Here is a 19,738-nt window from a genome sequence, read left to right on the forward strand (position 1 = left end):
AAATCTTACCGGATACAGAAGAACTGTTGATGCTTCTGGAAGAAAAGACAGACCAGATACAGAAACTCACAGACGAAAATCAGCAATGGCAGGAATTGGCACAGAAATTAAACAGCGAGAACCGGCTATTGCAGAAACAGAACAGCGAATTACTGAACTTGAACAGCAATTAGAGAAAGGAAGGTTGATTGATGAACGAATTAAGAAACTCAAAGAGCGACGATCAACTGGAAGAGTTGCTTCTGCTGACAGAGCAGATGCAGGAAGAACTCGACCAGAAAGACCGGACTATCAGGGAACTGAAAGTGCAGCTCGACGAATCGCTGACCTTGAACGAGAAGTTAAACAGCGAGAACAAAACAGAGAACATTCAAGCCTTAAAGAACGACTTGAGGAAAACAAAAGAATTGTTGCAGAGCGAGAAAGAGAAAACACACACCGTCCAAGCCATGATAGAGGAATGTCGAGATAAGCAGAGACAGGCAGAACAGGAACGGGATTATGCACTCTCCCATCAGAAAAAAGTAGAGATACCGGTTGAAAAGCCGGTACTCTATCAAAAGTGCGGGAATTGTAAACAGACAGCTTATCTGAAAGCTAAGGAAAAGTATGATATGCAGAGGGAAAAACTGGCAGGCAGATATAAAACAAAAACAGCCATGTATGAAGCATTGATGTTTCTGCTGATATGGTATTCCGTATCAACTACTCTTTTTCAGATGATACGGTCAAAAATATTTATTTCTGATTGCGTGGTATTCTTTGATACAATCGCAACTTTCACACAGACCATTGCTGGCTGGGTTGTACTGGCAGGAAAGAACGTGGCACAGATTAGTGATGGAATATCCAATCCTGTCGTTGCTGGAATTATAAACTGGCTGATAAGAATATTGATTTGCGGTGGATGTCTGGTGGGTGTGGGAATACTTTTGGCATTCATCGAAATAAAGATTGCAGGGCTATATAAGAAATACTGTTGGGATATGATTACCATAATGGTGATACTTGTAAGTATGGCAATAGCTATCTACTTTGGGGATTGGATAAAGGAAGTATTGCCAATCAATCTGCTATTTCTCTTATTATTCGTGCAACTGGTATATGTTGGAATCAGGTGGTATGTAAAGGGATGGCGGGAAAACAGAGGTTATGTTTAAAAATAAAAAAATTGTCTGAGACGCAGCGAAGTAAATAAAATGAGTAGTATTATAAGAAGTCAGCAGTGCGTGAATAAACTGCTGGCTTCTTTTTTGATAGATACAGTCACTCTCAGAGAGTGTGCAGGATAGTAAAGTAATAATATCAACATGCCGATATAGAAAATGCAGGGAAGCATTGTATTTCAAAGAGTTTGAGATACAGAGCTTCTACTAAGGCAGTGGTCATCTTGTAAAAATATGGTCTTTGTGTGCGTAATATGGTCGTTTGATGATATGGGACTAGGAGAACAGGTTATTTTATCCGATAAAGAAAGCAAAGGAGGTTACTATGAGTAATACAATTAATGTGAACTATATGACGCGGGCTTACAATCAGTACCAGCAGAAAAATGCGGCTAAAGATCAGGAGAAGGAAGATACAAGTTTTGCGGATAGTGTAAGAGAAAAGAGCGAAGCTAGTGGAAGTATAGTGGGCAATTCAAAAATAGGTTCTGTGTCTGCTAAAGATATGACGATGGTGGAATACAAGCAGTACATTTACAATTCAGATAAACTGATTGGAGGAATAGAAGTATGCACATTGGTTCTGGTCTGAATACCGTATCTTCATTGTACGGTCAACAAAAAGGTAATCAAATGAAAACTCCTGCATCTGGGGAAAAGACATTTTATATGGCAGAAACACCGAAGGTATATCAGATATTTACAACAGATAATATGTTGTGGACAGGAGGTAATGGTACAGGTCTTTCTTATTGTCTTAAATATGCGGATGATTCGACGGATGAAAATCCTGTGGTGTTAGCGAAAGGTGTGGACGAAAACGGGAAAGAGTTTGAGCAAAGAATTTATATCAATGATGTTAATCCATCAAATGCTACAGTAGTCGAAATGCGTGCATTGGAGGCACATTACAAAGTGGAAAAGCAGGGAGGTTTCACGTCTCTGCCGCTTGAAGCTGGTAATATGGGACTTAACGACAGAAGAGATTTTATCGCAATGTTCAAAAAAAGCATAGAAGATTTAAACAAATTGGGAAGGTTTGACTTATCGTTGCTTTGGACGAAAAGTATGGATACATATCTTAATTTGCCAAATGCAAATAGTAAGTATAAATAGTGCTTAGTCATTTGAACATAGGAAAAAAAGAGAACTTGGATTACATATCATATTGAGGCTGAGAGAAATTAAATATCCAAGTCGTTCAATATAATAGAAATTATTTTAAGTTTCAATAACAGGGAGGTAGGATTATGGCAATTACGGGTATCAATAACAGCAGTTACACATCGTATTATGCTTCAAATTATAAGAATACTGTAAAAAAAACAGATAGTGAAAAGGATAGTACAAATACAAAAGATGGCAACGTGACAACAAGTACAGTTGAATTAAAAACATCACGTCCCGGTGTGACAAAAACAGAGCAGATTAAGACAGGGTATAGTAATGTAAATGATTATTCAAAATACTTGCAAGGAAAATACCATTATATGAATATAGGGCTGACTTCAATGCAGGGTATTCCGACAACGGTATCTGTTTCAAGTGCATTTTTACAAAAGTGCATGAATGATCCGGAAAAAGCAAAGTATTTGGAGGAAAACTTAGCAGCCATTCCGGATTGTACAAAAGATACGATTAATGGATGTTTGGGCACTGTGACAAATCAGAGTTATATGATTGATGCAAACGGAAATATTATAGAGACAGCATCTTGTACAAATGATCCAGATGGGAAAATAGCGAAAGAGAATGCTGAACGAAAGGCAAAAGAGAACAGAGAAAAAGAGGAAAAAGTAAAAGAGAAAAGAGCTGCTAAAAAAGCAGAGGAAGAAAAAGCTGCAAAGAAACGTGCAGAAAAATCGGCAGAAAGAAAGGAAACGGGTGATTATACCTTATCCGTAACTGGTAATGATGTAAAAAGTATGACACAGAGCCTTGTAGCAGAATCTGTGAGTATTTCTGTACCTGATAGATCGAGTTTTGATATTAAGGCATAAGAAGGTTCGGTAAAAGGAAAATATCAAATCGGTACTTTGGTTGGAACTGCGATTTTGGCTAAAAGATTGTGAATTGCCAATATAATCAATAGTTTCTTCTATGAAAAGATAAGATGACAGGGTGGAAGGCTATGGAGAGCTGACCGCCCTGTTTTTATCCAGAAAAATGCAGAAATAATCAAGAGAAAATCAAAATCTTTCTGCTATTCTGTTTCATGGGTTTTATATGTACGAAGATAGGCTTCTACAAGTGCAAGAATGGTGGTTATCTGATCGCTTGTACATTCTGAAGGATAAACCAACAGTCTTTGGTAATCCAGATTATCAAATGAATAGCAATTCTGTACAGAAACAATTAAAAGCAGCAGCGATCGACACAAACAGTAAAAAGTATAAAGCAGTACTGAGTGAGATGATGAAAAATGGAAACGGTGCAATGTTTACAAATGTTCAGGCAATTAAGAACCTGATGAGCCAGTATGACAAAAATGGAGACTGGATTGATCCGAATACCGGATTAACAGGACTTGCTGTAACGGATGAGAACAGAAACAGTTATAAACATATCATTTGAGGCGGTTTTTAATGCGAAAGCCTAATGAAAGAATGGAGGTATTATAAAATGTCTAGTGTGAACAATTATATGAATGGCATCTATGACAATAACATATCCTGTAGGAGTTGCATGTTCTGCGATTATGTATTTTATAATAAAGCAAAATGGTAATTTTTTGAAAAAAGTTTCGGATTAGATGTAGTGTTTGCCGCTGAAACCGTAGTATATGAGTGAAGCCGGAAAGGAGGCGGTGTGATGATAGACGATGAAAAAATCATAGAAATGTTTTTTGAGCGTTCGGAACAGGGCATACGGGAACTGGACATAAAATATGGAAAAGCCTGTCACAATCTTTCCTACCATATAGTAGGGAGCAGACAGGACGCGGAGGAATGTGTAAACGACGCTTATTTAGGTGCATGGAACGCCATTCCCCCAGCACGACCTAACCCATTGTTGTCGTATCTTTTGAAAATCGTTCGGAATATTTCGCTCAAAATCTATTGGAGAAAGGAAGCAGCCAAACGAAGCAGTCATTACACGATTGCTTTGGAGGAAATTGAAGCCTGTATTGCAGACCAGAAAAACATTGAAGAAGAAATCGAGGTCAGAGAGTTAGCCTGTATCATTGAGTCTTTTTTAGACACGCTGACTATCGAAAACCGCGTTATCTTTATGCGCCGCTATTGGTTTTCCGACAGCTACAAGGACATAGCCGAGTTTGTAGGGCTTTCAGAAAAAAATATTTCTGTCCGGCTGACCCGTATCCGCGAGAAAATGAAGCAATACTTGATTGAAAGAGAGGTATTCGTATGAACGCAAAGAAATTTTCTGACGCTATGAGCGAGCTTGATACAAAATATGTTGATGAAGCACTCAACTACAAAACGAAAATGAAAAAGCCTATATGGATAAAGTGGGGAATTATGGCAGCCTGTCTTTGCCTTATAATTTGCGTAGTTACAATTCCGCGTTTACTTAATGGCTCTAATCCCCCTATTTCTGGAGATTTGGCTCCTATGGTTTATGTAAATAACAAGTTGTATCAATATACGGATAGTCAACTCGATTTTACAGATAAAGAAAGCCAGTTCACTTATTTAGGGGAAATCGAAAGCAAAGTTAGCTCATCGCAAGAGCCAAAAGAGAATTTCCAAGCCAATGACGATATTGTAGGTGCTAAAGTATATCAATATGAAAATAATATTGTGGTTTTAATTGATGGTAAATATTTCTTATATAGTCATATGGAAGATGCTGAAAATGAAACGGTTGAATTTGAAGGACAGTTATTTAACAAATCGGACTTATCCGAAGAAACCCTTGAATGGCTTGAGTGGTATAATTCGATACCGCCAGAAAAACAACTTGCTGTCAATTCAATTCCAGCCGAGCTATATACTGATGACGGTGTTGGAACGGTTGACGCAGACCAAGAAAAATAATTTTGATTGACACCCACAAGGGACAGCCGAGATTGAGGATGGAAAGAAGAAAATCCGCCAGTTTGAGAACTTGGAAAAGAGGTTGCGTCAAAAGTTATCCAAAGAGGAACGAAGAACACGCAACAACCACCTGTATAATCAAGAGGGCACTTAACAGTGAAACTTATTTCTTGGAGATTTATGACGATATATACTATATAGCATTGAGTTAATTCTAAACGGATTTTGAATTTATTTACAAGGAGGTTTTATATGTCAATGAATATCAGCGGATTAGGCAATACCTATAATGGTATCAACACAAATAGTAAACAATATAAGGCTTTGAAAGAAAAAGGCTGGTTATCTGGTATTATGCAAAATGAAGCCATGATGTCAGCAGAAGAAAGATTGATATATGAAACATTCGGTGGAAGAGATACCATTATTAAGAATCTGATGAAGCAATTTGATTCGGATGGCGATTTACTGAATGCAAATGGAGTGGCGGGAATGGATGTTACCGGAAAAGGTACATCATGGCAGCAGCTCACGAGTGTATCCGAGGAATATCGTCAAAAGATGTTTGATAATGTGAAGAGGGAATTTATTAAGGAAAACGGTATTTCAAATGGTGATACAACTAAGCGTTCAGATATTTTTAAGGATTATCAGTTAAGCGTAAGTAAAGACAAACGTTTAAGTGGTACATGGACTTTAGAGCAATACGAAGGACAGTATAGAGCTGCTATGTATGCAGCAGTGAAATCGGCTAATCCAAATTGGAAGCCGGGACAAAAGTTTGATACAAGCATTCTTGATAACGTTACAAGAGAATCAGTGGAATCTACGCTTGTCAAAAATGGTAATAGGTTAGTTCGCAATTCTATTGATGTATCAGTATAGAATACAACATCTTTGGTGCTAGAGATACGGTCAAATAAGCTGCTCCATCATGGGAAAAGTATAAAATTAGGAGCTTTAGATAATATCACAAGGGAAAAGTTTTCAAAAACTTCTGGTAACTCTTTGAAATACATATCATATCAATAGATACGATAATATAAATTATGTTTGTATTTGTTGATAACAGGTTTATATCGGAAAAATTGTAAATTTATTTTCTATGTGAATTTTCATTTTTGTAGGGCTGGCATTAGACCAGCCCTTGATTTCATTATAATAGATAAAAAGATATTGAATATATATGCACGGTAAAAAGACGATTCTCAATAAATGAGATTGGGAAAAAGTAACCTTAGTGCTGTTGAAAAAATCACCATAGTTCTAATGAATCTTCTGCATCTACCCATATCTGCATTGTTTCATCAAGATATAATTTTGCATATTCAAGCGGTTTATCAATGGCAAGTGCGTTCAATGCACAGTCTGATCCGGGTGTGGTTTTTAAATCCTTTTCGGCTTCCCAACAGTCAATGCGGAGCATATAACCAGCAGAAGTATAAATATCAATGCTGTTTCTGTGTGGATTGTATTCTGCAAATATTGTTCTCATCGTATAGAATCTCCTTATCATTCAATCAGTCATTTGTTACAAAAATCAGAAGCATTTCAATCAGTTCACCATGTCACTTTTATTTTGTGTTATACTGTTTTATAGATTTTTCTTGCCCTTGTATTTGCCCTTATCAGAGTTCGTAAACGCTGACGGGACGATATAACACAAGGGAAACAATAAGGGAAAGCTCACCTGCGATAAATCCAGTGTTTTCAAGGGTTTGCAGAGAATTTAATAACAAAATATAACAGTTATTAAATTCCCTAAAACAGGTGAAATCTCAATCGGAATTTATCAGAAAATGAGGAATAGTTGAAATGGAGGCGCTATAATAACATGAAGATTGAAGGGAACCAGAAAGAACTGGATGCAATGGTAGAATTTCATAAGGGAAACCGTGTCGAGGGGCTGAGACTGCAAGAAGAATTTGCAGCGGAATTTCGTAAGGAGTATAAAGACAAAGATCACTGTCCTTGCCTGAAAGCCTGTCGTTATCACGGAAACTGTAAGGAATGTGTAGCAATCCACAGAGCGCATCAGGAACATGTTCCTAATTGTATGCGACCATTGATTAATAAAAAATTGAAATTGATGTCAGAATTAACAGAGCATACCTTGGCAAATGAAATAGAAGCTCCACATGAGATTTTAAGAAAATAGGCAATCCCGTTTAGCTTTGAGGTAGCTGTTGAGAAAAAAGTGCCTTATGAGAAATGTGAAAAATGTGACCGCACTGCTTACCAGAAAGCAAAAGAAAAATGCGATAACCGCAAAAGTCAGCTGGAAAAGAAATATAAAAATATGACAACTGGTTATGAAAGTATCCTGTTCCTACTGGCATGGTACAGCATAACAATAACACTGTTTACGGCTATTCTTTCGCCAGTTTTCCTTAACGACTGTATCACCTTTTTCGGTGTGTTAGGAAAAGGAATGGGCAGCTTGTTTCGGGAGTTTATCATAGGTGCAGATTCTTTCGGACAGTTAAGCAGCGGAATACCTAACCGTATCCTTTCCGGGCTTATGTACTGGCTGATCGTAGCTATTGTTATGGGGATTTTATTCATAATAACCGGATTACTGATAGTTGGGATTGGTTATCAGGTAGGAAAAATCTACCGGAAATATTGTTGGGATATCATCAGCATTGTGGAAGTTATTACAAGCACAGCCATTGCAATTTATTTTGGAGATTGGATAAAATCTGCTATTTCTATAAATCTCATTACACTATTATTACTGGTGCATGTGGTTTATATTGGAATCAGATGCTATGTGAAAGACTGGATGGAAGAAAGAGGATACTGTTGATATGGAGAATTAGATTTTTAAGAGTCTTTCGATATGTTAGATGAGTGCTATAAGAGATATCTGTTATTAAGGGCAGAGGGACAAAAAGCCTCTCTGCCCTTAATGAACAAAGCACGTTCTTTTAGAAAAATCTAGTCGTTGACAGATAACATATCTTACATTATAATACATTTAACAATTAGACTAAATGTTAAACAAGGAGCGTGATGAATTCTTGGGTATACAAGATACATTAAAAGCACTGGCAGATCCAATACGACGTGAGATTTTAAATTTATTAAAGAATGGACGGCTTTCTGCTGGAGAGATATGTGAACATTTTTCAGTAACGGGAGCTTCTATATCCAGACATCTGGCAATATTAAAGGAGGCTGATTTAATCCGAAATAAAAGAGAGGGAAAATTTATTTATTATGAATTAAACACTTCCGTATTGGAAGATGTCATGTTGTGGATTATAGATTTGAAAGGAGTATCGGACGATGAAGGAAATGATAAAAAAATATAGAGGTTCATTAATTTGTTCTGTTCTGGTAATGCTCATCGGGGTTTTAGTAGGATTCACTAGTACACAGAGCATGTGGGTAAATGTGTTTTTTGTAGTGACGGATTGTGCGCTGGTGGCAATAACATTTTATGATAACCGGAACAGACAGCAGAGCCGCAAGATTATAGGAATGACGATGTGGATTATACCAATTATAACATTACTCTATAATGGTATTGCAAGACTGGTCAATATGGGTGCAGATATGGAAAATCTGTTTATGGCAGTAATTTACTATGGAACTGGACTGCTGTTTATGGTTATTGGAAATTATTTGCCAAAAGTGAAACAGAATAATACCATAGGAATAAGAGTTGTATGGTCTTTAATGGATGAAGAAAACTGGAATGCAACACATAGATTCAGCGGCAAATTATGGATGGCATCAGGTATTTTATGTATGCTTTGTGGACTTTTTGGGGAAAGCATGGCTGCACTGGTTGTGTATATTGTAAGCATTATGGCAGCTGCAATCATTAGCATTCTCTACTCCTACCTTTTTTATAAGAAAAAGCTGGCAACCGGAGAAGGCTTAAAAATTCAGTATAATACAAAAAAAAGTGTGATATATCTGATCATCGCAATTTCCACTATTGTGTTTACTATATGGACTTTGTTTTGTGGAAGCATTCAGATTCGTTGTAATGATCGTGATTTTAACATTGAAGCAAAAGGATGGAATGATTATACAGGGGAGTATTCGCAAATTGACAGCATTTCTTATGAAGTAAATGTATTGCAGAACGATAATGATTACAGAACTAATGGTTTTGGAAACCTGAAGTATGCTATGGGAAACTTCAAAAACGATATCTTCGGAGATTATATCCGCTACACTCATGCCTCCTGCCATTCATATGTTGTCATGAACATAGATGGAAAAATATTAGTTGTAAATGGGGAAAATGACGCAGAGACAAAGGAAATCTATCAGAGAATAAGTGAGAAGGTGTCAAAGGAAAGAAAATAGTTGTCGGAAACGCTGAGAAGAAATTATTCTCAGCGTTTTTTGAACATTACTATAATGTCAAGGAATCTTCTGCATCTACCCACATCTGTAGTTACAGTTCAGCCTTGCGGCTGAAACCCGAGGGAGTTTCCAATGCGGCGGATGCCATGGCAGCCATTGAGAAATTCGTATTTGAAGAAGAGATGGTGACACTGCCGCAGCTGGTGGAGATTCTGAAAAATAACTGGGAGGGAAATCAGGTTCTGCAGATGAAGATGATAAATGAAGGGGCGAAATTCGGAAACGGACAAAAAGAAGCTGGCAATCTGGCCTGCGAGATGGTAAACTATTTTGTGGAACGGGTAGAGGCATACAACAGCCGGTATGGCGATCTTATCTTTTCCCCGTGTATCGCTACATTTTCCTGGATTGTGAACATCGGAAAGCGGATAGGAGCCTCCGCAGACGGCCGTATGTCTAAGGATCCCATTGCCGCTAACATGTCTCCGGTTCTGTCCAGGGATGTATCAGGCCCCATGGCGGCTCTGAATTCTTATCTGAAGCTGTCTACGGATTCTCTCGAGTAAATAGTACTCGCTATCCGCATCCTCTGCACACCTGCGGAGCTAGACGCAGGCACCGCTGCGCCGTCGATTCGCAGACGCACAGTTGACACGGATATCAAGCACTATTTACTTCGAGATTAATGCAATGATGTATTAGACGGGAAAGGACAGAGATGTAACAGGTAAAGAAAGGAGAGAAAATATAATGGAAAACATACACGAAAACGGAACATTTCAGTTGCATAACAAAGTGGAGATCCCTCAGGTGGGCTTCGGCACATGGCAGATGGGATGCAGGAGAAAAGGGACTTACATTATCTGCTTTTGAATGGGAGAAGGATAGAAAAACGCTGATATATGGGCAGGTAGACTATATGTATGGAGAAGCACTTTATAAGCCTGAAATGAAAGAAGGAAATCCTATAAGGTTATATAGTTTGGATGAAATCACGGAGATATTTTGTAAATTAGGACTTCGTATTTGTAACAGCTTTGCTGATTTCAGTGGAAAGCCGAGTTCTGATAATGATATTCAATTGATGGTTTATTCCATACGAGAATAAAAATAGAGTAGACGAATTATTTAGCAATCTTCATCAAATCTTTATTTTTTTCTGTTAGGTTATATTTCAGTAAGAAATGAAATATGGAAGGAAGGATAGTAAAGATGGAAATGATGTTGCAGACACAAAATTTGTGTAAATATTTTAGAAAGCAGAAAGCGGTAAATAATGTTTCACTTAATATAGAAAAGAAACAGATTTATGGACTGCTTGGACCGAATGGCGCTGGTAAATCTACCACATTGAAAATGCTGACCGGTATGATGAAACCAACTGCAGGAAAGATTTACTTTGATGGAAAACTTTTGGATAGGAAAGATTTATCAAAAATAGGAGCGTTAATTGAAAATCCGCCTATTTATGAAAATCTTTCCGCCAGAGAGAATTTGAAGGTAAGACAATTATTGCTTGGTATAGATGAAAACAGAATTGATGAGGTCTTGCAGATTGTATCACTTACAAACACCGGAAAGAAGAAAGCAGGACAGTTTTCTTTGGGGATGAAGCAAAGACTAGGCATTGCAATGGCATTGCTTGGAGAACCGGAACTTTTGATATTGGATGAACCTACGAATGGATTAGATCCAATAGGCATCGAGGAATTACGAGAGCTGATCCGGTCTTTTCCGGAACAGGGAATCACTGTAATTCTCTCCAGTCATATTCTCTCAGAGGTACAGTTACTTGCAGATAAAGTCGGGATTATTTCAGGTGGAATCTTAGGATACGAAGGAGCATTAAAGCAGGGAGATAATCTTGAAGATTTGTTTATGAATGTGGTAAGAAAAAACCAGAAAGCAGGTGAAATCCATGGTTAATATTATAAAAGCAGAACATCAAAAAGCCAAAAGAACCATGCGAAAAAAGTTTATCTGGGGATTTCCTCTTCTTACATTTGTCATGGCATTTATATTTACTCTTGGGATGACAAATGCTTATGCAGAAAGTGTTTGGAACTGGTGGTATACACTTTTGCTGCCGGGGATGATTGCTCTATTTTGTTATCTTTCTGTGGCGCAGGAGAAAAAGATAAAATACTATCATTTAATGACTATTCCCACAGACAGAAGAAAATTGTTGCTGGGGAAAATTATTTATATTGGGTACATGATTTTGTTTTCTAATGTGATTGTGTTTGCAGGAGCAACGCTTGGAGGCTTTCTTCTAACGACACATGTTCCAGTTGGAGGAGCGTTGATTGCAGTATTGTTTCTGACGGTTTCTGAGTTATGGGAGATTCCGGTAGCTTTATTTTTAAGTGAACGATTTGGAATGATTGTAAACCTGTTCGTCTGCCTATTTATTACCGTCAGCGGTGTGGTAATATCACAAACCAGAATCTGGTATGTACTTGTTTCTGCAATCCCTATGCGAATGATGTGCCGTTGCTTCATGTTTTACCAAACGGACTTGCCGCAGAAGCAGGGAATCCTCTTTTGGATACGGGAGTCATTGTTCCGGGAATGTGTCTCTCAATCATCTGGTTTGTTTTTGTAACGGTTCTGTTTTTGAAATGGTTTGAGAGAAGAGAGGTGAAATAAGATGATTGGAAGATCTCTTAATGCAGACTTGCGAAAGATGAAAGGAACATCTGTGATTCTGGCACACTTATTGATTCCGATTATAACCAGCGTTATATTTTTAATATATTACTTTTTTTCACCATGGAATGAAAATATGAAAGTGATTGCATTTTATCAGGCAATAGGAGCAGGACTTCCGGTACTTATTGGAATTTTTACAGCAAGTGTGATGGAACAGGAACAAAATGCAGGTGATTTTCAAAATCTGTTGTCTTTACCGGATAAACCTGCAGCATTTTTATCGAAACTGTTGATGCTACTGGTTTTGTGTCTGTGCTCTATCCTATTGACAGCAATCATATTCGGAATTGGATTTGGAAGAATCGCATCAAGCGATATCGAAATCATGAAAGGATGTATATTTGCAGCATTGCTGCTGTGGGGAAGCAGTGTTCCACTTTATCTGTGGCAGCTGATTCTGGCTTTTCAGTTTGGAAAAGGGGTATCCATTGGAGCAGGGATTATATCAGGACTAATTAGTGCATTGATGCTTACCGGACTTGGAGATTATGTGTGGAAATATGTATTTGTCTGCTGGACGGGTAGAGTACCATATACTTATCTGCAATCTGTATTGGGAGAAACTAGTGTAGGTGAATGGTTGTCATTCATACCAGGTTGCTTAATATTTACAGGGATTAGTATGGTATACTATTTTTGGTGGGTAAACCACTGGGAAGGAAACAGAATATCGGAATAGAATCGAGGGAAACTATGGCAAAAATACTGGCAGTTGATGATGAACCGGCAATTTTGGAAATGATAGAAAGCATTTTGAATAAGGATGGACATCTGGTTACCAAAGTAAGTAATCCACTAAAAATTAATATGGAAGAATTACATCGTTATGACCTGATTTTACTGGACATTATGATGCCTGGAATTGATGGCTTCGAATTATGCAAAAGAATTAGGATACTTGTGGATTGTCCGATTTTGTTTCTTACGGCAAAAACGGAGGAAAACAGTCTGGTAAACGGACTTTCTTTAGGAGCAGATGATTATATTTCAAAGCCATTTGGAGTGATGGAACTTCGGGCAAGGATCAATGCACATCTTAGAAGAGAACACAGGGAACATTCTGTCCGGATGGTTTTAGGGAGAGTCTGCATTCAGATGTCTCAAAAGAAACTGTTGATGGATGATAAAGAACTTCCTCTTACGAAAGCGGAGTACGAAATTTGTGAATTTCTGGCTAAAAACAGGGGACAGGTTTTCTCGAAAGAACAGATTTTAGAAGAGGTCTTTGGTTTTGACAGTGAGAGTAATGACAGTACCATTATCACGCATATCAAAAATATAAGAGCAAAATTTGCGGATTATGATTATACACCGATAAAAACAGTCTGGGGGATTGGATATAAATGGGAAGAGTAAAGAGAAGCAATGCACTCAGCTGGATTTTTATGAGATATGTACTGGTCATGCTTGGATCATTAGTAGGTTTGGTGATTGTTGCTTGGCTGCTGCTGTACCTTTTGATTAGTGTGGGCTGTATCTATCCGGCGAATTATGCAGAGCAAAAGATTAATGAAGCATATGATACGATTTTACGTGCGGATAAAGTAACTGCTGAGATGATTCCTGCACTTTGTGATTATGTAATCTTTTCAGAGAATGGAGAGAAAATAGGTGGAGATCTGTCAGAACAATACGAACAGATAGCATGGAATGTTGCAAAGTACGGAAACGCATCCGGGAAATATTTTTATAAAGTAATTGTAAGGGAAAATGAATATGTTGTATTGCAATATCGCCTGACACCTCAATATCATTCAGCTTTTTTGAGGGAGCATTTTATAGGACCACAGAATGTGATGAGTATTATGTCAGTGATTGGAGCGGTAGCGATTATCATCATTCCGTCCATACGTTTTGGAAAAAGAATCAAAAAGCAGATGCAGCCTGTATTAGACGCAATCAGACAAATAAAGGATCAAAATCTGGAATATGAGACATCCTGTTCCGGTATCAAAGAGTTTGATGACTGTTTATCGGCAATCGATGATATGCGAGATGCATTGCGAGAATCTTTAGAAAAGCAGTGGAAAACAGAGCAGGAAAAGAAACAACAGATGTCTGCTTTGGCGCATGATATTAAAACACCTCTTACGATTGTACGGGGAAATGCAGAACTACTTTCAGAGACTGAACTGACCACAGAACAGAAGAATAATATCACTTATGTTTTGAACGGCACAACACAGATACAAAGTTATGTAAAACAGTTGATAGATGTCACAAAATCATGGAATTGCAGTGATGTTACCTATACAACGGTGAGGTTAGAAGATTTTTTCGCAGATATAAAGGAACAGGCACTCGGACTGGTAGAAATCTATCACCAGAAAATAGATTGGAAGGCGGAACAAAGTGCTAAAAAGGTAACGATTGCTTATGATCCGATGTTCCGGGCCGTAATGAATATGATTCAGAATGCAGTGGAGCATACAAAAGAAAATGGAATCATTTATATTGACGCAAAGGAGCAGGATGGCCGGCTGACATTCATTGTGGAGGATAGCGGATCAGGATTTACAAAAGAAGCATTATTGCATGGCACAGAGCAGTTTTTTATGGATGACACAAGTAGAAATGGCGAAGCCCATTATGGGATGGGACTATTTTTTGCAAAAACTGTGGCTGAAAAATATGGCGGAGGTATTAAACTTTCAAATTCTGAAAATACAGGTGGGGCGAGGGTAGAAATATTTTTCCTGAATAGTCAGGAAACAAGCTAAATAGACCGCAAGGGACATATATCGTCTGCATCATATATATTTTTTTAGTCAGAGATATTTGCCTAATAGAAACGCATCGCTTTACTGAGATCATAACAAAAGCGAGCTGCCGTTTATCAGCAGCTCGCTAAAAAATTATATACGAATATTAGGCTGTATTACCAGTATTGTAAATATGTTATCATTAAAGAATCTTCCTCTGCATTTTTTTAAAACACTCCGACACCTCAGCTCCATTTCTCACAAACGCAATAAATTCGTCTATCTCCGCATGGCAAGTCAGCCACCTGTCGCCTGAGTAAAGCTGTCCGTCAGTAGTTCTTATCCACTCGCCCTCGGGAAGATATACCTGCCGTTCTGTGGAGTTCTGCACCAGTATAGGCGCAAAGAGAATATCTCTGCCGAACATATATTGGTCTTTTAGCGAGTAGCAGATATCGTCATCGGGAAAGTCGAAGAACATCGGGCGCATTATCGGTTCACCAGTCTTAGATGAGCATCTTGCGCACTCGGTTATGTATGGCTTCAGCCGTTCACGAAGCTTAACAAGTTCTGTTAGTATCTCGTAGTTCCTTTTGCCGAACGACCACAGCTCGTTGTCACCGCCGCTGGGTTCTTTTACATTCGGGTGGCGGAGCTTGTAGCCGCTCTGACGGTTGCGTGTTCCGTGCAGTCTCATAACGGGACAGAACAGCCCGAACTGAAACCACCGCACGATAAGCTCCCTGAACCAGTCGCTTTCAATGTCACCGCCAAAGAAACCGCCGATATCGGAATTCCACCACGGTATGCCGCTCATAGACATCGACAGTCCCGAAACCACACTCTGCCTCAGTGCATCGAAATTTGAGGGAATATCGCCGTTCCAGACAATTGTGCCGTATTTCTGGCTTCCGGGATAGGCGCATCTTGTCAGCAGAACTATATCATTTATACCCTCGTTCTTCAGACCGTCATAGAATGTCTTTGCGTAATAATAGGGATAAGCAAGCGCAGTCTGTGCGCCGTTTCCAATGTGAAATTTCAGATTGCCAAACTGCTGCGGGTGAACCTCGGGCTCTGCCTGATCGAGCCAGAAGGTCTTGATGCCGAGGTCAAAATATCCCTTTTTCACTTGCTGCCACATGTATTCTCTTGCTTCGGGTGATGTCACATCAACATAAGTCTGCTGACCGTGAAAATCGAATATCCCAAACTGTCCGTTCTCGGTTCGAACAAGCATATTGCCGTCTTTCATCATTTCCCAGTTGCGGCTGTCTGGATTGATAGTTGGCCATATAGACACAACAGGCTCGATACCCATAGCTTTAAGATCATCACACATCGCCTTCGGGTCGGGCCAGTATTCGGGGTCGAACTCCCAGTTGCCCTGCTCCGTCCAATGGAAAAAGTCGATAACTATTGCATCTATCGGTATGCCTTCCGCCTTGTATCTGCGGGCGACCTCCAGTACCTCGTCCTGGCTTTCATATCTTAATTTGCACTGCCAGAAGCCTGCCGCCCAGTCGGGCATTTCCGGAGCAAAGCCTGTCACTCTTGCATAACCGTTCATGACCTCGGCAGGCGTTTTTCCTGCGATAACAAGAAAGTCTGCCTGATAGCAGCTTTCTTCCGACCAGATAGTATGATTCTTTGCAAACTCGGCTCTGCCTATTCCGGGGTTGTTCCACAGGAATCCGTAGCCCAGCGAGGAATAGACAAAGGGCAGGCTCGACTTCGTGTTCCAGTGTTTCAGGTCAAAGGAACAGTATTTCTTATCAAAGTTTTCCTGCTGCTCTTGCCCAAGCCCGTAAAAATGCTCGTCATCTCTTGCGTCAAAGATGATGCGTGTACGGTAGTTTTGACCGTCGGTGTGTTCAAATTTTGAGGTATATTCGCCCTCTTCATGAGTGCGGAGAATAAGGCTGCAGTTTTTGTAAAAAGAAAGCATATATGCTCCCCACGGCAGGTCGCAGATCTCCGATCTTAGAATGCCGCTTGTTACAGAGGCTTTCCCCTCTGTAATCTCTGTCTCGAAGGAACAGTCCTCCACATCAAGCAGAGTCCATTTTTCATCTGAAAGCGTACTGTTTCTCGTAATCCGCACACGGATAATATCCCTGCCGTACGCTTCGATGCAGACAAGCTCGTCTTTGAGCTTATATATAATGCCGTTATCTGTTTTAGTTATAATACTCATGGTGTTTCTCCTATAGTTATATTATTGCATCCTTTGCAAAAGCACTCGGCTTCTCCCCGAAGTGCTTTACATATGCCTTATAGAAAACCGAATAATCGTTGAAACTGCCAACTTCTGCGGCTCTTTTTGCGCTCTCACCGCTTTGTAGAAGTTCTCTCGCCCTGACAAGCCGCTTGGCGGTTATGCACGCCCAAGGCTCAGCCCCTGTCGCTTCCTTGAACAGCCGGGTGAACTGGGATGCACTTAAAAAGAAATGCTCCGCCAGTCTCTCTACAGTTATTTCCTCGCACAGCATATCGTTGACATACCATACCAACTGTTCGGAGATCGTGGGCTCGGCTGTTGGATTGTGTGAGCTTTGCTTTCCCAGCATATCCATGACCCCGGCAAGTTTTGTTGTAAATAAAAGCGTCCTACTGTAGTCGTCGCCTTCAAAGTAAGCAAGCTCACTCAGGGTATCTTTGATTCCTGGAATATAATAGTGATTCCGATGTCCGAGCGGTCGGTCTCTTTTAGAAAGTCCATGATCTCATTCCCTTATATATCATACCACATCATGCGTGAAATTGTAATGTGCAATGATGATTTTTGCAATTGTGCTATCATAGTTTCAATAAAACAGCTTGGAGATGTTGCCATGAGATTTCGACTTGTAGCTTTCGCAGACGAAGCCGCTCCCGACCTTGCTGGGCAGATCGAGCCATGCAGGAAAACGGAGTTGAGCTTCTGGAGATCAGGGGCGTTGACGGACAGAACATTGACGGCATATCCGCCACAAAAGCAAAGGTCATACGAAAGATGCTCGGCTTTTCGGGGCTTGCTGTCTGGTCGCTTGGCTCTCCCTTCGGCAAGATAGGAATAAACGATGACTTCGTGATCTGGATCGGATCATATTTCTGATTCAGGGAGACAAGGAAGGTTCCCAGTCTGCTGCAATCCAGCTTTTTGCAGTAGGCATTTCCATCAAGATAGAAGATGCCGATCCCCCCTGATTCCAGTTCTTCCGTCTGCTGTACCCACACGATCTGTCCGTTGATATAGCGGGGTTCCATACTGTCACCGTGGATTCGGATACCAAAATCTGCTTCCGGGGCGACTTCGTTTCCTACTTCGATCATTTCAAAGTTATCGCTGTCGAGAAATTCTCCGGTTCCGGCAGATGCAGGAAGATCAAACAGCCCGTGTGAAAATTACGGCATCAGCGGTAGTGTCAGGAAGCTGTTCCCTTATGGGAGATGGGCTTACAGTTGCTCAGGATATCAGTCGCAGAATTAAGTCAGAGTTAGGTCTTACCGTAAGTATCGGTGTATCTTACAACAAGATCTTTGCGAATGGCTGGGATGATTCTCCGGTTAAGAGGGAACATACCCATGCCTGATCAAGTCCATAGGAAACAGCACAACGACTCCGAGAGACTTGGAGACGGATGAAGATGTGAAGATCATCCTGTATGTTTTGGCAGAAAGTGTCGCTGCCAGACTGCGGGAGAATGGAGTAGAGTATGAGATCAGCAAAGTGAAAGGCACAGAGATTGCAGTGTCAGAAAGAACGAAGTGAATGGTTTAAGTTAAGGAGGTTCAATTAGTTCACCATATCACATTTATTCTGTGTTATACTGTGTTATAGATTTGGAAACTATGGAAAGGGGATGAGTGTCATTGAGCAGGAAAAAAATCAAGCAGATGGGAGCCGTGGCTTTACTAGTTATTCTGATGTTTATTATGGGATGCTTTTTTATAAAAGACGATAAAGTAAAAACATTAGAGAAAAATGATTATGGGAAAACATTAGAGAAAAATGATTATGGGAAAACATTAGCGAAAAATGATTATGGGGTGTTTCTGAATGCGGACGCCTCATCTTTGGAACGCTTTAAAAGATATGATCTGATTGTAATTGATGCGCAATATTTTACAAAAAAGGATATCGAATCGCTCCATCAAAATGGAACAAAGGTATATACGTATCTAAATATTGGATCTGTTGAAAACTTCAGGGAATATTATAAAACTTACGAGAAGTTTACAATTGGCAAGTACGAGCATTGGGATGAAGAAAAATGGGTGGATGTGTCTGTCCCGGCATGGCAGAAGTTTATAGAACAGCTTTCTAAGAAACTATTTGAAAAAGGTGTTGACGGTTTTTTTATAGACAATTGTGATGTATATTATTATGCTCCGCGCAAAAGTATTTTTGAGGGTCTTACAGCGATTTTGCAAAACATTATGACATTAAAAAAAGCGGTCATCATCAATGGTGGGGATACATATGTGACAGAATATAGAGAACGCTATGGGGATGTTGATCATATTATGACAGGTGTAAACCAGGAATCTGTGTGGAGCGGTATCGATTTTGATAAAGGAACATTTAATGAGCAAACAAGGGAAACACGGGAGTATTACAGCAAATATTTGGAAGCTTGCAAAGCAGACGGAATGGAAGTATATCTGTTGGAATATACAACCGACGAAAAACTGATCCAAAAAATAAAAAAATACTGTAAGGAGAAGAACTTCCATTTTTATATTTCTAATTCTCTAGAACTTCAATAATGGTTATACAACAAGTAATCCAAAGATAATACTCTTATTTATCATATGGGTGGGTATATAATGAGAAAAATATTGTTGA

23 protein-coding genes and 3 pseudogenes are annotated in these 19,738 nt (G+C 39.4%); 22 read left to right on the forward strand and 4 right to left on the reverse strand.

Features of this window, described 5'->3' with window-relative positions:
* The 9 genes and pseudogenes from DW981_RS15620 to DW981_RS07250 all read left to right on the forward strand — a co-directional run.
* Nucleotides 1–472: pseudogene (locus DW981_RS15620) on the forward strand (conjugal transfer protein); the annotation flags it as partial.
* On the forward strand, nucleotides 450–1,160 hold the full coding sequence (locus DW981_RS07210) for a DUF6040 family protein (RefSeq protein ID WP_014080632.1): 711 nt from the start codon (nucleotides 450–452) through the stop codon (nucleotides 1,158–1,160). The pseudogene DW981_RS15620 and the gene DW981_RS07210, both read left to right, overlap by 23 nt.
* A 331-nt stretch (nucleotides 1,161–1,491) precedes the next feature.
* The gene (locus DW981_RS07215) at nucleotides 1,492–1,758 is read left to right on the forward strand and encodes a hypothetical protein (RefSeq protein WP_118507251.1); all 267 of its coding nucleotides are present in this window, start codon (nucleotides 1,492–1,494) and stop codon (nucleotides 1,756–1,758) included.
* Complete coding sequence (locus DW981_RS07220; RefSeq protein WP_055195992.1) at nucleotides 1,737–2,282, forward strand: hypothetical protein; 546 nt, start codon at nucleotides 1,737–1,739, stop codon at nucleotides 2,280–2,282. The genes DW981_RS07215 and DW981_RS07220 overlap by 22 nt, the downstream gene beginning before the upstream one ends.
* A gap of 134 nt (nucleotides 2,283–2,416) precedes the next feature.
* Nucleotides 2,417–3,166 (forward strand): hypothetical protein, encoded by a 750-nt coding sequence (locus DW981_RS07225; protein WP_118507252.1) that lies wholly within the window; start codon nucleotides 2,417–2,419, stop codon nucleotides 3,164–3,166.
* Between the two features lie 226 nt (nucleotides 3,167–3,392).
* Complete coding sequence (locus DW981_RS07235; RefSeq protein ID WP_347474527.1) at nucleotides 3,393–3,740, forward strand: DUF3879 family protein; 348 nt, start codon at nucleotides 3,393–3,395, stop codon at nucleotides 3,738–3,740.
* A 237-nt stretch (nucleotides 3,741–3,977) separates the two neighbouring features.
* On the forward strand, nucleotides 3,978–4,538 hold the full coding sequence (locus DW981_RS07240) for an RNA polymerase sigma factor (protein WP_014080624.1): 561 nt from the start codon (nucleotides 3,978–3,980) through the stop codon (nucleotides 4,536–4,538).
* Nucleotides 4,535–5,167 (forward strand): hypothetical protein, encoded by a 633-nt coding sequence (locus DW981_RS07245; RefSeq protein ID WP_055264414.1) that lies wholly within the window; start codon nucleotides 4,535–4,537, stop codon nucleotides 5,165–5,167. Before DW981_RS07240 ends, DW981_RS07245 begins: the two co-directional genes overlap by 4 nt.
* 258 nt (nucleotides 5,168–5,425) lie before the next feature.
* The gene (locus DW981_RS07250; protein WP_008115691.1) at nucleotides 5,426–6,052 is read left to right on the forward strand and encodes a DUF3879 family protein; all 627 of its coding nucleotides are present in this window, start codon (nucleotides 5,426–5,428) and stop codon (nucleotides 6,050–6,052) included.
* Between the two features lie 370 nt (nucleotides 6,053–6,422).
* Here the strand turns inward: DW981_RS07250 and DW981_RS07255 are convergent, their stop codons facing one another.
* Complete coding sequence (locus DW981_RS07255) at nucleotides 6,423–6,662, reverse strand: DUF6061 family protein (protein ID WP_008115692.1); 240 nt, start codon at nucleotides 6,660–6,662, stop codon at nucleotides 6,423–6,425.
* Nucleotides 6,663–7,001: 339 nt separating this feature from the next.
* Here DW981_RS07255 and DW981_RS07260 point away from each other — a divergent pair, with 339 nt between their 5' ends.
* From DW981_RS07260 to DW981_RS07310, 11 genes and pseudogenes are all read left to right on the forward strand, one after another.
* Entirely contained in the window at nucleotides 7,002–7,325 is a 324-nt protein-coding gene (locus tag DW981_RS07260; RefSeq protein ID WP_004613237.1) for a hypothetical protein, read from the forward strand.
* A 3-nt stretch (nucleotides 7,326–7,328) separates the two neighbouring features.
* A complete protein-coding gene (locus tag DW981_RS07265) occupies nucleotides 7,329–7,976 on the forward strand; it encodes a DUF6040 family protein (protein ID WP_118507253.1) in 648 nt (215 codons plus the stop codon).
* 214 nt (nucleotides 7,977–8,190) lie between these two features.
* Nucleotides 8,191–8,484 carry an autorepressor SdpR family transcription factor gene (locus DW981_RS07270; protein ID WP_054754373.1) on the forward strand — a complete coding sequence of 98 codons (294 nt, stop codon included), beginning with the start codon at nucleotides 8,191–8,193 and terminating at the stop codon, nucleotides 8,482–8,484.
* Nucleotides 8,485–8,566: 82 nt separating this feature from the next.
* A complete protein-coding gene (locus DW981_RS07275) occupies nucleotides 8,567–9,493 on the forward strand; it encodes an SdpI family protein (protein ID WP_243034684.1) in 927 nt (308 codons plus the stop codon).
* A gap of 104 nt (nucleotides 9,494–9,597) precedes the next feature.
* The gene (locus tag DW981_RS07280; protein WP_279220184.1) at nucleotides 9,598–10,059 is read left to right on the forward strand and encodes a pyruvate formate lyase family protein; all 462 of its coding nucleotides are present in this window, start codon (nucleotides 9,598–9,600) and stop codon (nucleotides 10,057–10,059) included.
* A gap of 353 nt (nucleotides 10,060–10,412) precedes the next feature.
* Entirely contained in the window at nucleotides 10,413–10,601 is a 189-nt protein-coding gene (locus DW981_RS07285; protein ID WP_005330841.1) for a hypothetical protein, read from the forward strand.
* A gap of 104 nt (nucleotides 10,602–10,705) precedes the next feature.
* A complete protein-coding gene (locus DW981_RS07290; RefSeq protein ID WP_118507257.1) occupies nucleotides 10,706–11,419 on the forward strand; it encodes a lantibiotic protection ABC transporter ATP-binding protein in 714 nt (237 codons plus the stop codon).
* A pseudogene (locus DW981_RS07295) lies at nucleotides 11,412–12,142 on the forward strand (lantibiotic immunity ABC transporter MutE/EpiE family permease subunit). Before DW981_RS07290 ends, DW981_RS07295 begins: the two are co-directional and overlap by 8 nt.
* A 1-nt stretch (nucleotide 12,143) precedes the next feature.
* Nucleotides 12,144–12,884 carry a lantibiotic immunity ABC transporter MutG family permease subunit gene (locus tag DW981_RS07300; protein ID WP_005330844.1) on the forward strand — a complete coding sequence of 247 codons (741 nt, stop codon included), beginning with the start codon at nucleotides 12,144–12,146 and terminating at the stop codon, nucleotides 12,882–12,884.
* A gap of 14 nt (nucleotides 12,885–12,898) precedes the next feature.
* Complete coding sequence (locus tag DW981_RS07305; protein WP_118507258.1) at nucleotides 12,899–13,561, forward strand: response regulator transcription factor; 663 nt, start codon at nucleotides 12,899–12,901, stop codon at nucleotides 13,559–13,561.
* Nucleotides 13,549–14,925 (forward strand): HAMP domain-containing sensor histidine kinase, encoded by a 1,377-nt coding sequence (locus tag DW981_RS07310; protein WP_118507259.1) that lies wholly within the window; start codon nucleotides 13,549–13,551, stop codon nucleotides 14,923–14,925. The genes DW981_RS07305 and DW981_RS07310 overlap by 13 nt, the downstream gene beginning before the upstream one ends.
* A gap of 184 nt (nucleotides 14,926–15,109) precedes the next feature.
* On the opposite strand, the gene DW981_RS07315 is transcribed toward DW981_RS07310, so the two are convergent.
* From DW981_RS07315 to DW981_RS07325, 3 genes are all read right to left on the reverse strand, one after another.
* On the reverse strand, nucleotides 15,110–17,104 hold the full coding sequence (locus DW981_RS07315; RefSeq protein WP_118507260.1) for a TIM-barrel domain-containing protein: 1,995 nt from the start codon (nucleotides 17,102–17,104) through the stop codon (nucleotides 15,110–15,112).
* A gap of 16 nt (nucleotides 17,105–17,120) precedes the next feature.
* Nucleotides 17,121–17,477, reverse strand: coding sequence for an AraC family transcriptional regulator (locus DW981_RS07320; RefSeq protein ID WP_243034685.1), 357 nt, complete (start codon nucleotides 17,475–17,477; stop codon nucleotides 17,121–17,123).
* A 229-nt stretch (nucleotides 17,478–17,706) separates the two neighbouring features.
* A complete protein-coding gene (locus tag DW981_RS07325; RefSeq protein ID WP_118507261.1) occupies nucleotides 17,707–18,222 on the reverse strand; it encodes a S24 family peptidase in 516 nt (171 codons plus the stop codon).
* Between the two features lie 89 nt (nucleotides 18,223–18,311).
* Between DW981_RS07325 and DW981_RS15085 the strand changes: the two are divergent.
* Nucleotides 18,312–18,598, forward strand: a pseudogene (locus DW981_RS15085) (hypothetical protein); the annotation flags it as partial.
* A gap of 164 nt (nucleotides 18,599–18,762) precedes the next feature.
* Nucleotides 18,763–19,659 carry an endo alpha-1,4 polygalactosaminidase gene (locus DW981_RS07340; RefSeq protein ID WP_347474528.1) on the forward strand — a complete coding sequence of 299 codons (897 nt, stop codon included), beginning with the start codon at nucleotides 18,763–18,765 and terminating at the stop codon, nucleotides 19,657–19,659.
* Nucleotides 19,660–19,738: the final 79 nt, after the last annotated feature.

The organism is Clostridium sp. AM49-4BH, from assembly GCF_003478335.1.
In the GTDB taxonomy this organism is placed as follows: Bacteria; Bacillota; Clostridia; order Lachnospirales; family Lachnospiraceae; genus Butyribacter.

What these genes read in the sequence shown, in the direction of transcription:
- DW981_RS07325 (WP_118507261.1), bottom strand. Translation starts at nt 18,222, where the DNA reads ATGATCGAAGTAGGAAACGAAGTCGCCCCGGAAGCAGATTTTGGTATC.
- DW981_RS07220 (WP_055195992.1), top strand. Translation starts at nt 1,737, where the DNA reads ATGCACATTGGTTCTGGTCTGAATACCGTATCTTCATTGTACGGTCAA.
- DW981_RS07300 (WP_005330844.1), top strand. Translation starts at nt 12,144, where the DNA reads ATGATTGGAAGATCTCTTAATGCAGACTTGCGAAAGATGAAAGGAACA.
- DW981_RS07285 (WP_005330841.1), top strand. Translation starts at nt 10,413, where the DNA reads ATGTATGGAGAAGCACTTTATAAGCCTGAAATGAAAGAAGGAAATCCT.
- DW981_RS07225 (WP_118507252.1), top strand. Translation starts at nt 2,417, where the DNA reads ATGGCAATTACGGGTATCAATAACAGCAGTTACACATCGTATTATGCT.
- DW981_RS07290 (WP_118507257.1), top strand. Translation starts at nt 10,706, where the DNA reads ATGGAAATGATGTTGCAGACACAAAATTTGTGTAAATATTTTAGAAAG.
- DW981_RS07260 (WP_004613237.1), top strand. Translation starts at nt 7,002, where the DNA reads ATGAAGATTGAAGGGAACCAGAAAGAACTGGATGCAATGGTAGAATTT.
- DW981_RS07255 (WP_008115692.1), bottom strand. Translation starts at nt 6,662, where the DNA reads ATGAGAACAATATTTGCAGAATACAATCCACACAGAAACAGCATTGAT.
- DW981_RS07250 (WP_008115691.1), top strand. Translation starts at nt 5,426, where the DNA reads ATGAATATCAGCGGATTAGGCAATACCTATAATGGTATCAACACAAAT.
- DW981_RS07310 (WP_118507259.1), top strand. Translation starts at nt 13,549, where the DNA reads ATGGGAAGAGTAAAGAGAAGCAATGCACTCAGCTGGATTTTTATGAGA.
- DW981_RS07240 (WP_014080624.1), top strand. Translation starts at nt 3,978, where the DNA reads ATGATAGACGATGAAAAAATCATAGAAATGTTTTTTGAGCGTTCGGAA.
- DW981_RS07210 (WP_014080632.1), top strand. Translation starts at nt 450, where the DNA reads ATGATAGAGGAATGTCGAGATAAGCAGAGACAGGCAGAACAGGAACGG.
- DW981_RS07305 (WP_118507258.1), top strand. Translation starts at nt 12,899, where the DNA reads ATGGCAAAAATACTGGCAGTTGATGATGAACCGGCAATTTTGGAAATG.
- DW981_RS07245 (WP_055264414.1), top strand. Translation starts at nt 4,535, where the DNA reads ATGAACGCAAAGAAATTTTCTGACGCTATGAGCGAGCTTGATACAAAA.
- DW981_RS07315 (WP_118507260.1), bottom strand. Translation starts at nt 17,104, where the DNA reads ATGAGTATTATAACTAAAACAGATAACGGCATTATATATAAGCTCAAA.
- DW981_RS07235 (WP_347474527.1), top strand. Translation starts at nt 3,393, where the DNA reads ATGTACGAAGATAGGCTTCTACAAGTGCAAGAATGGTGGTTATCTGAT.
- DW981_RS07320 (WP_243034685.1), bottom strand. Translation starts at nt 17,477, where the DNA reads ATGCTGGGAAAGCAAAGCTCACACAATCCAACAGCCGAGCCCACGATC.
- DW981_RS07215 (WP_118507251.1), top strand. Translation starts at nt 1,492, where the DNA reads ATGAGTAATACAATTAATGTGAACTATATGACGCGGGCTTACAATCAG.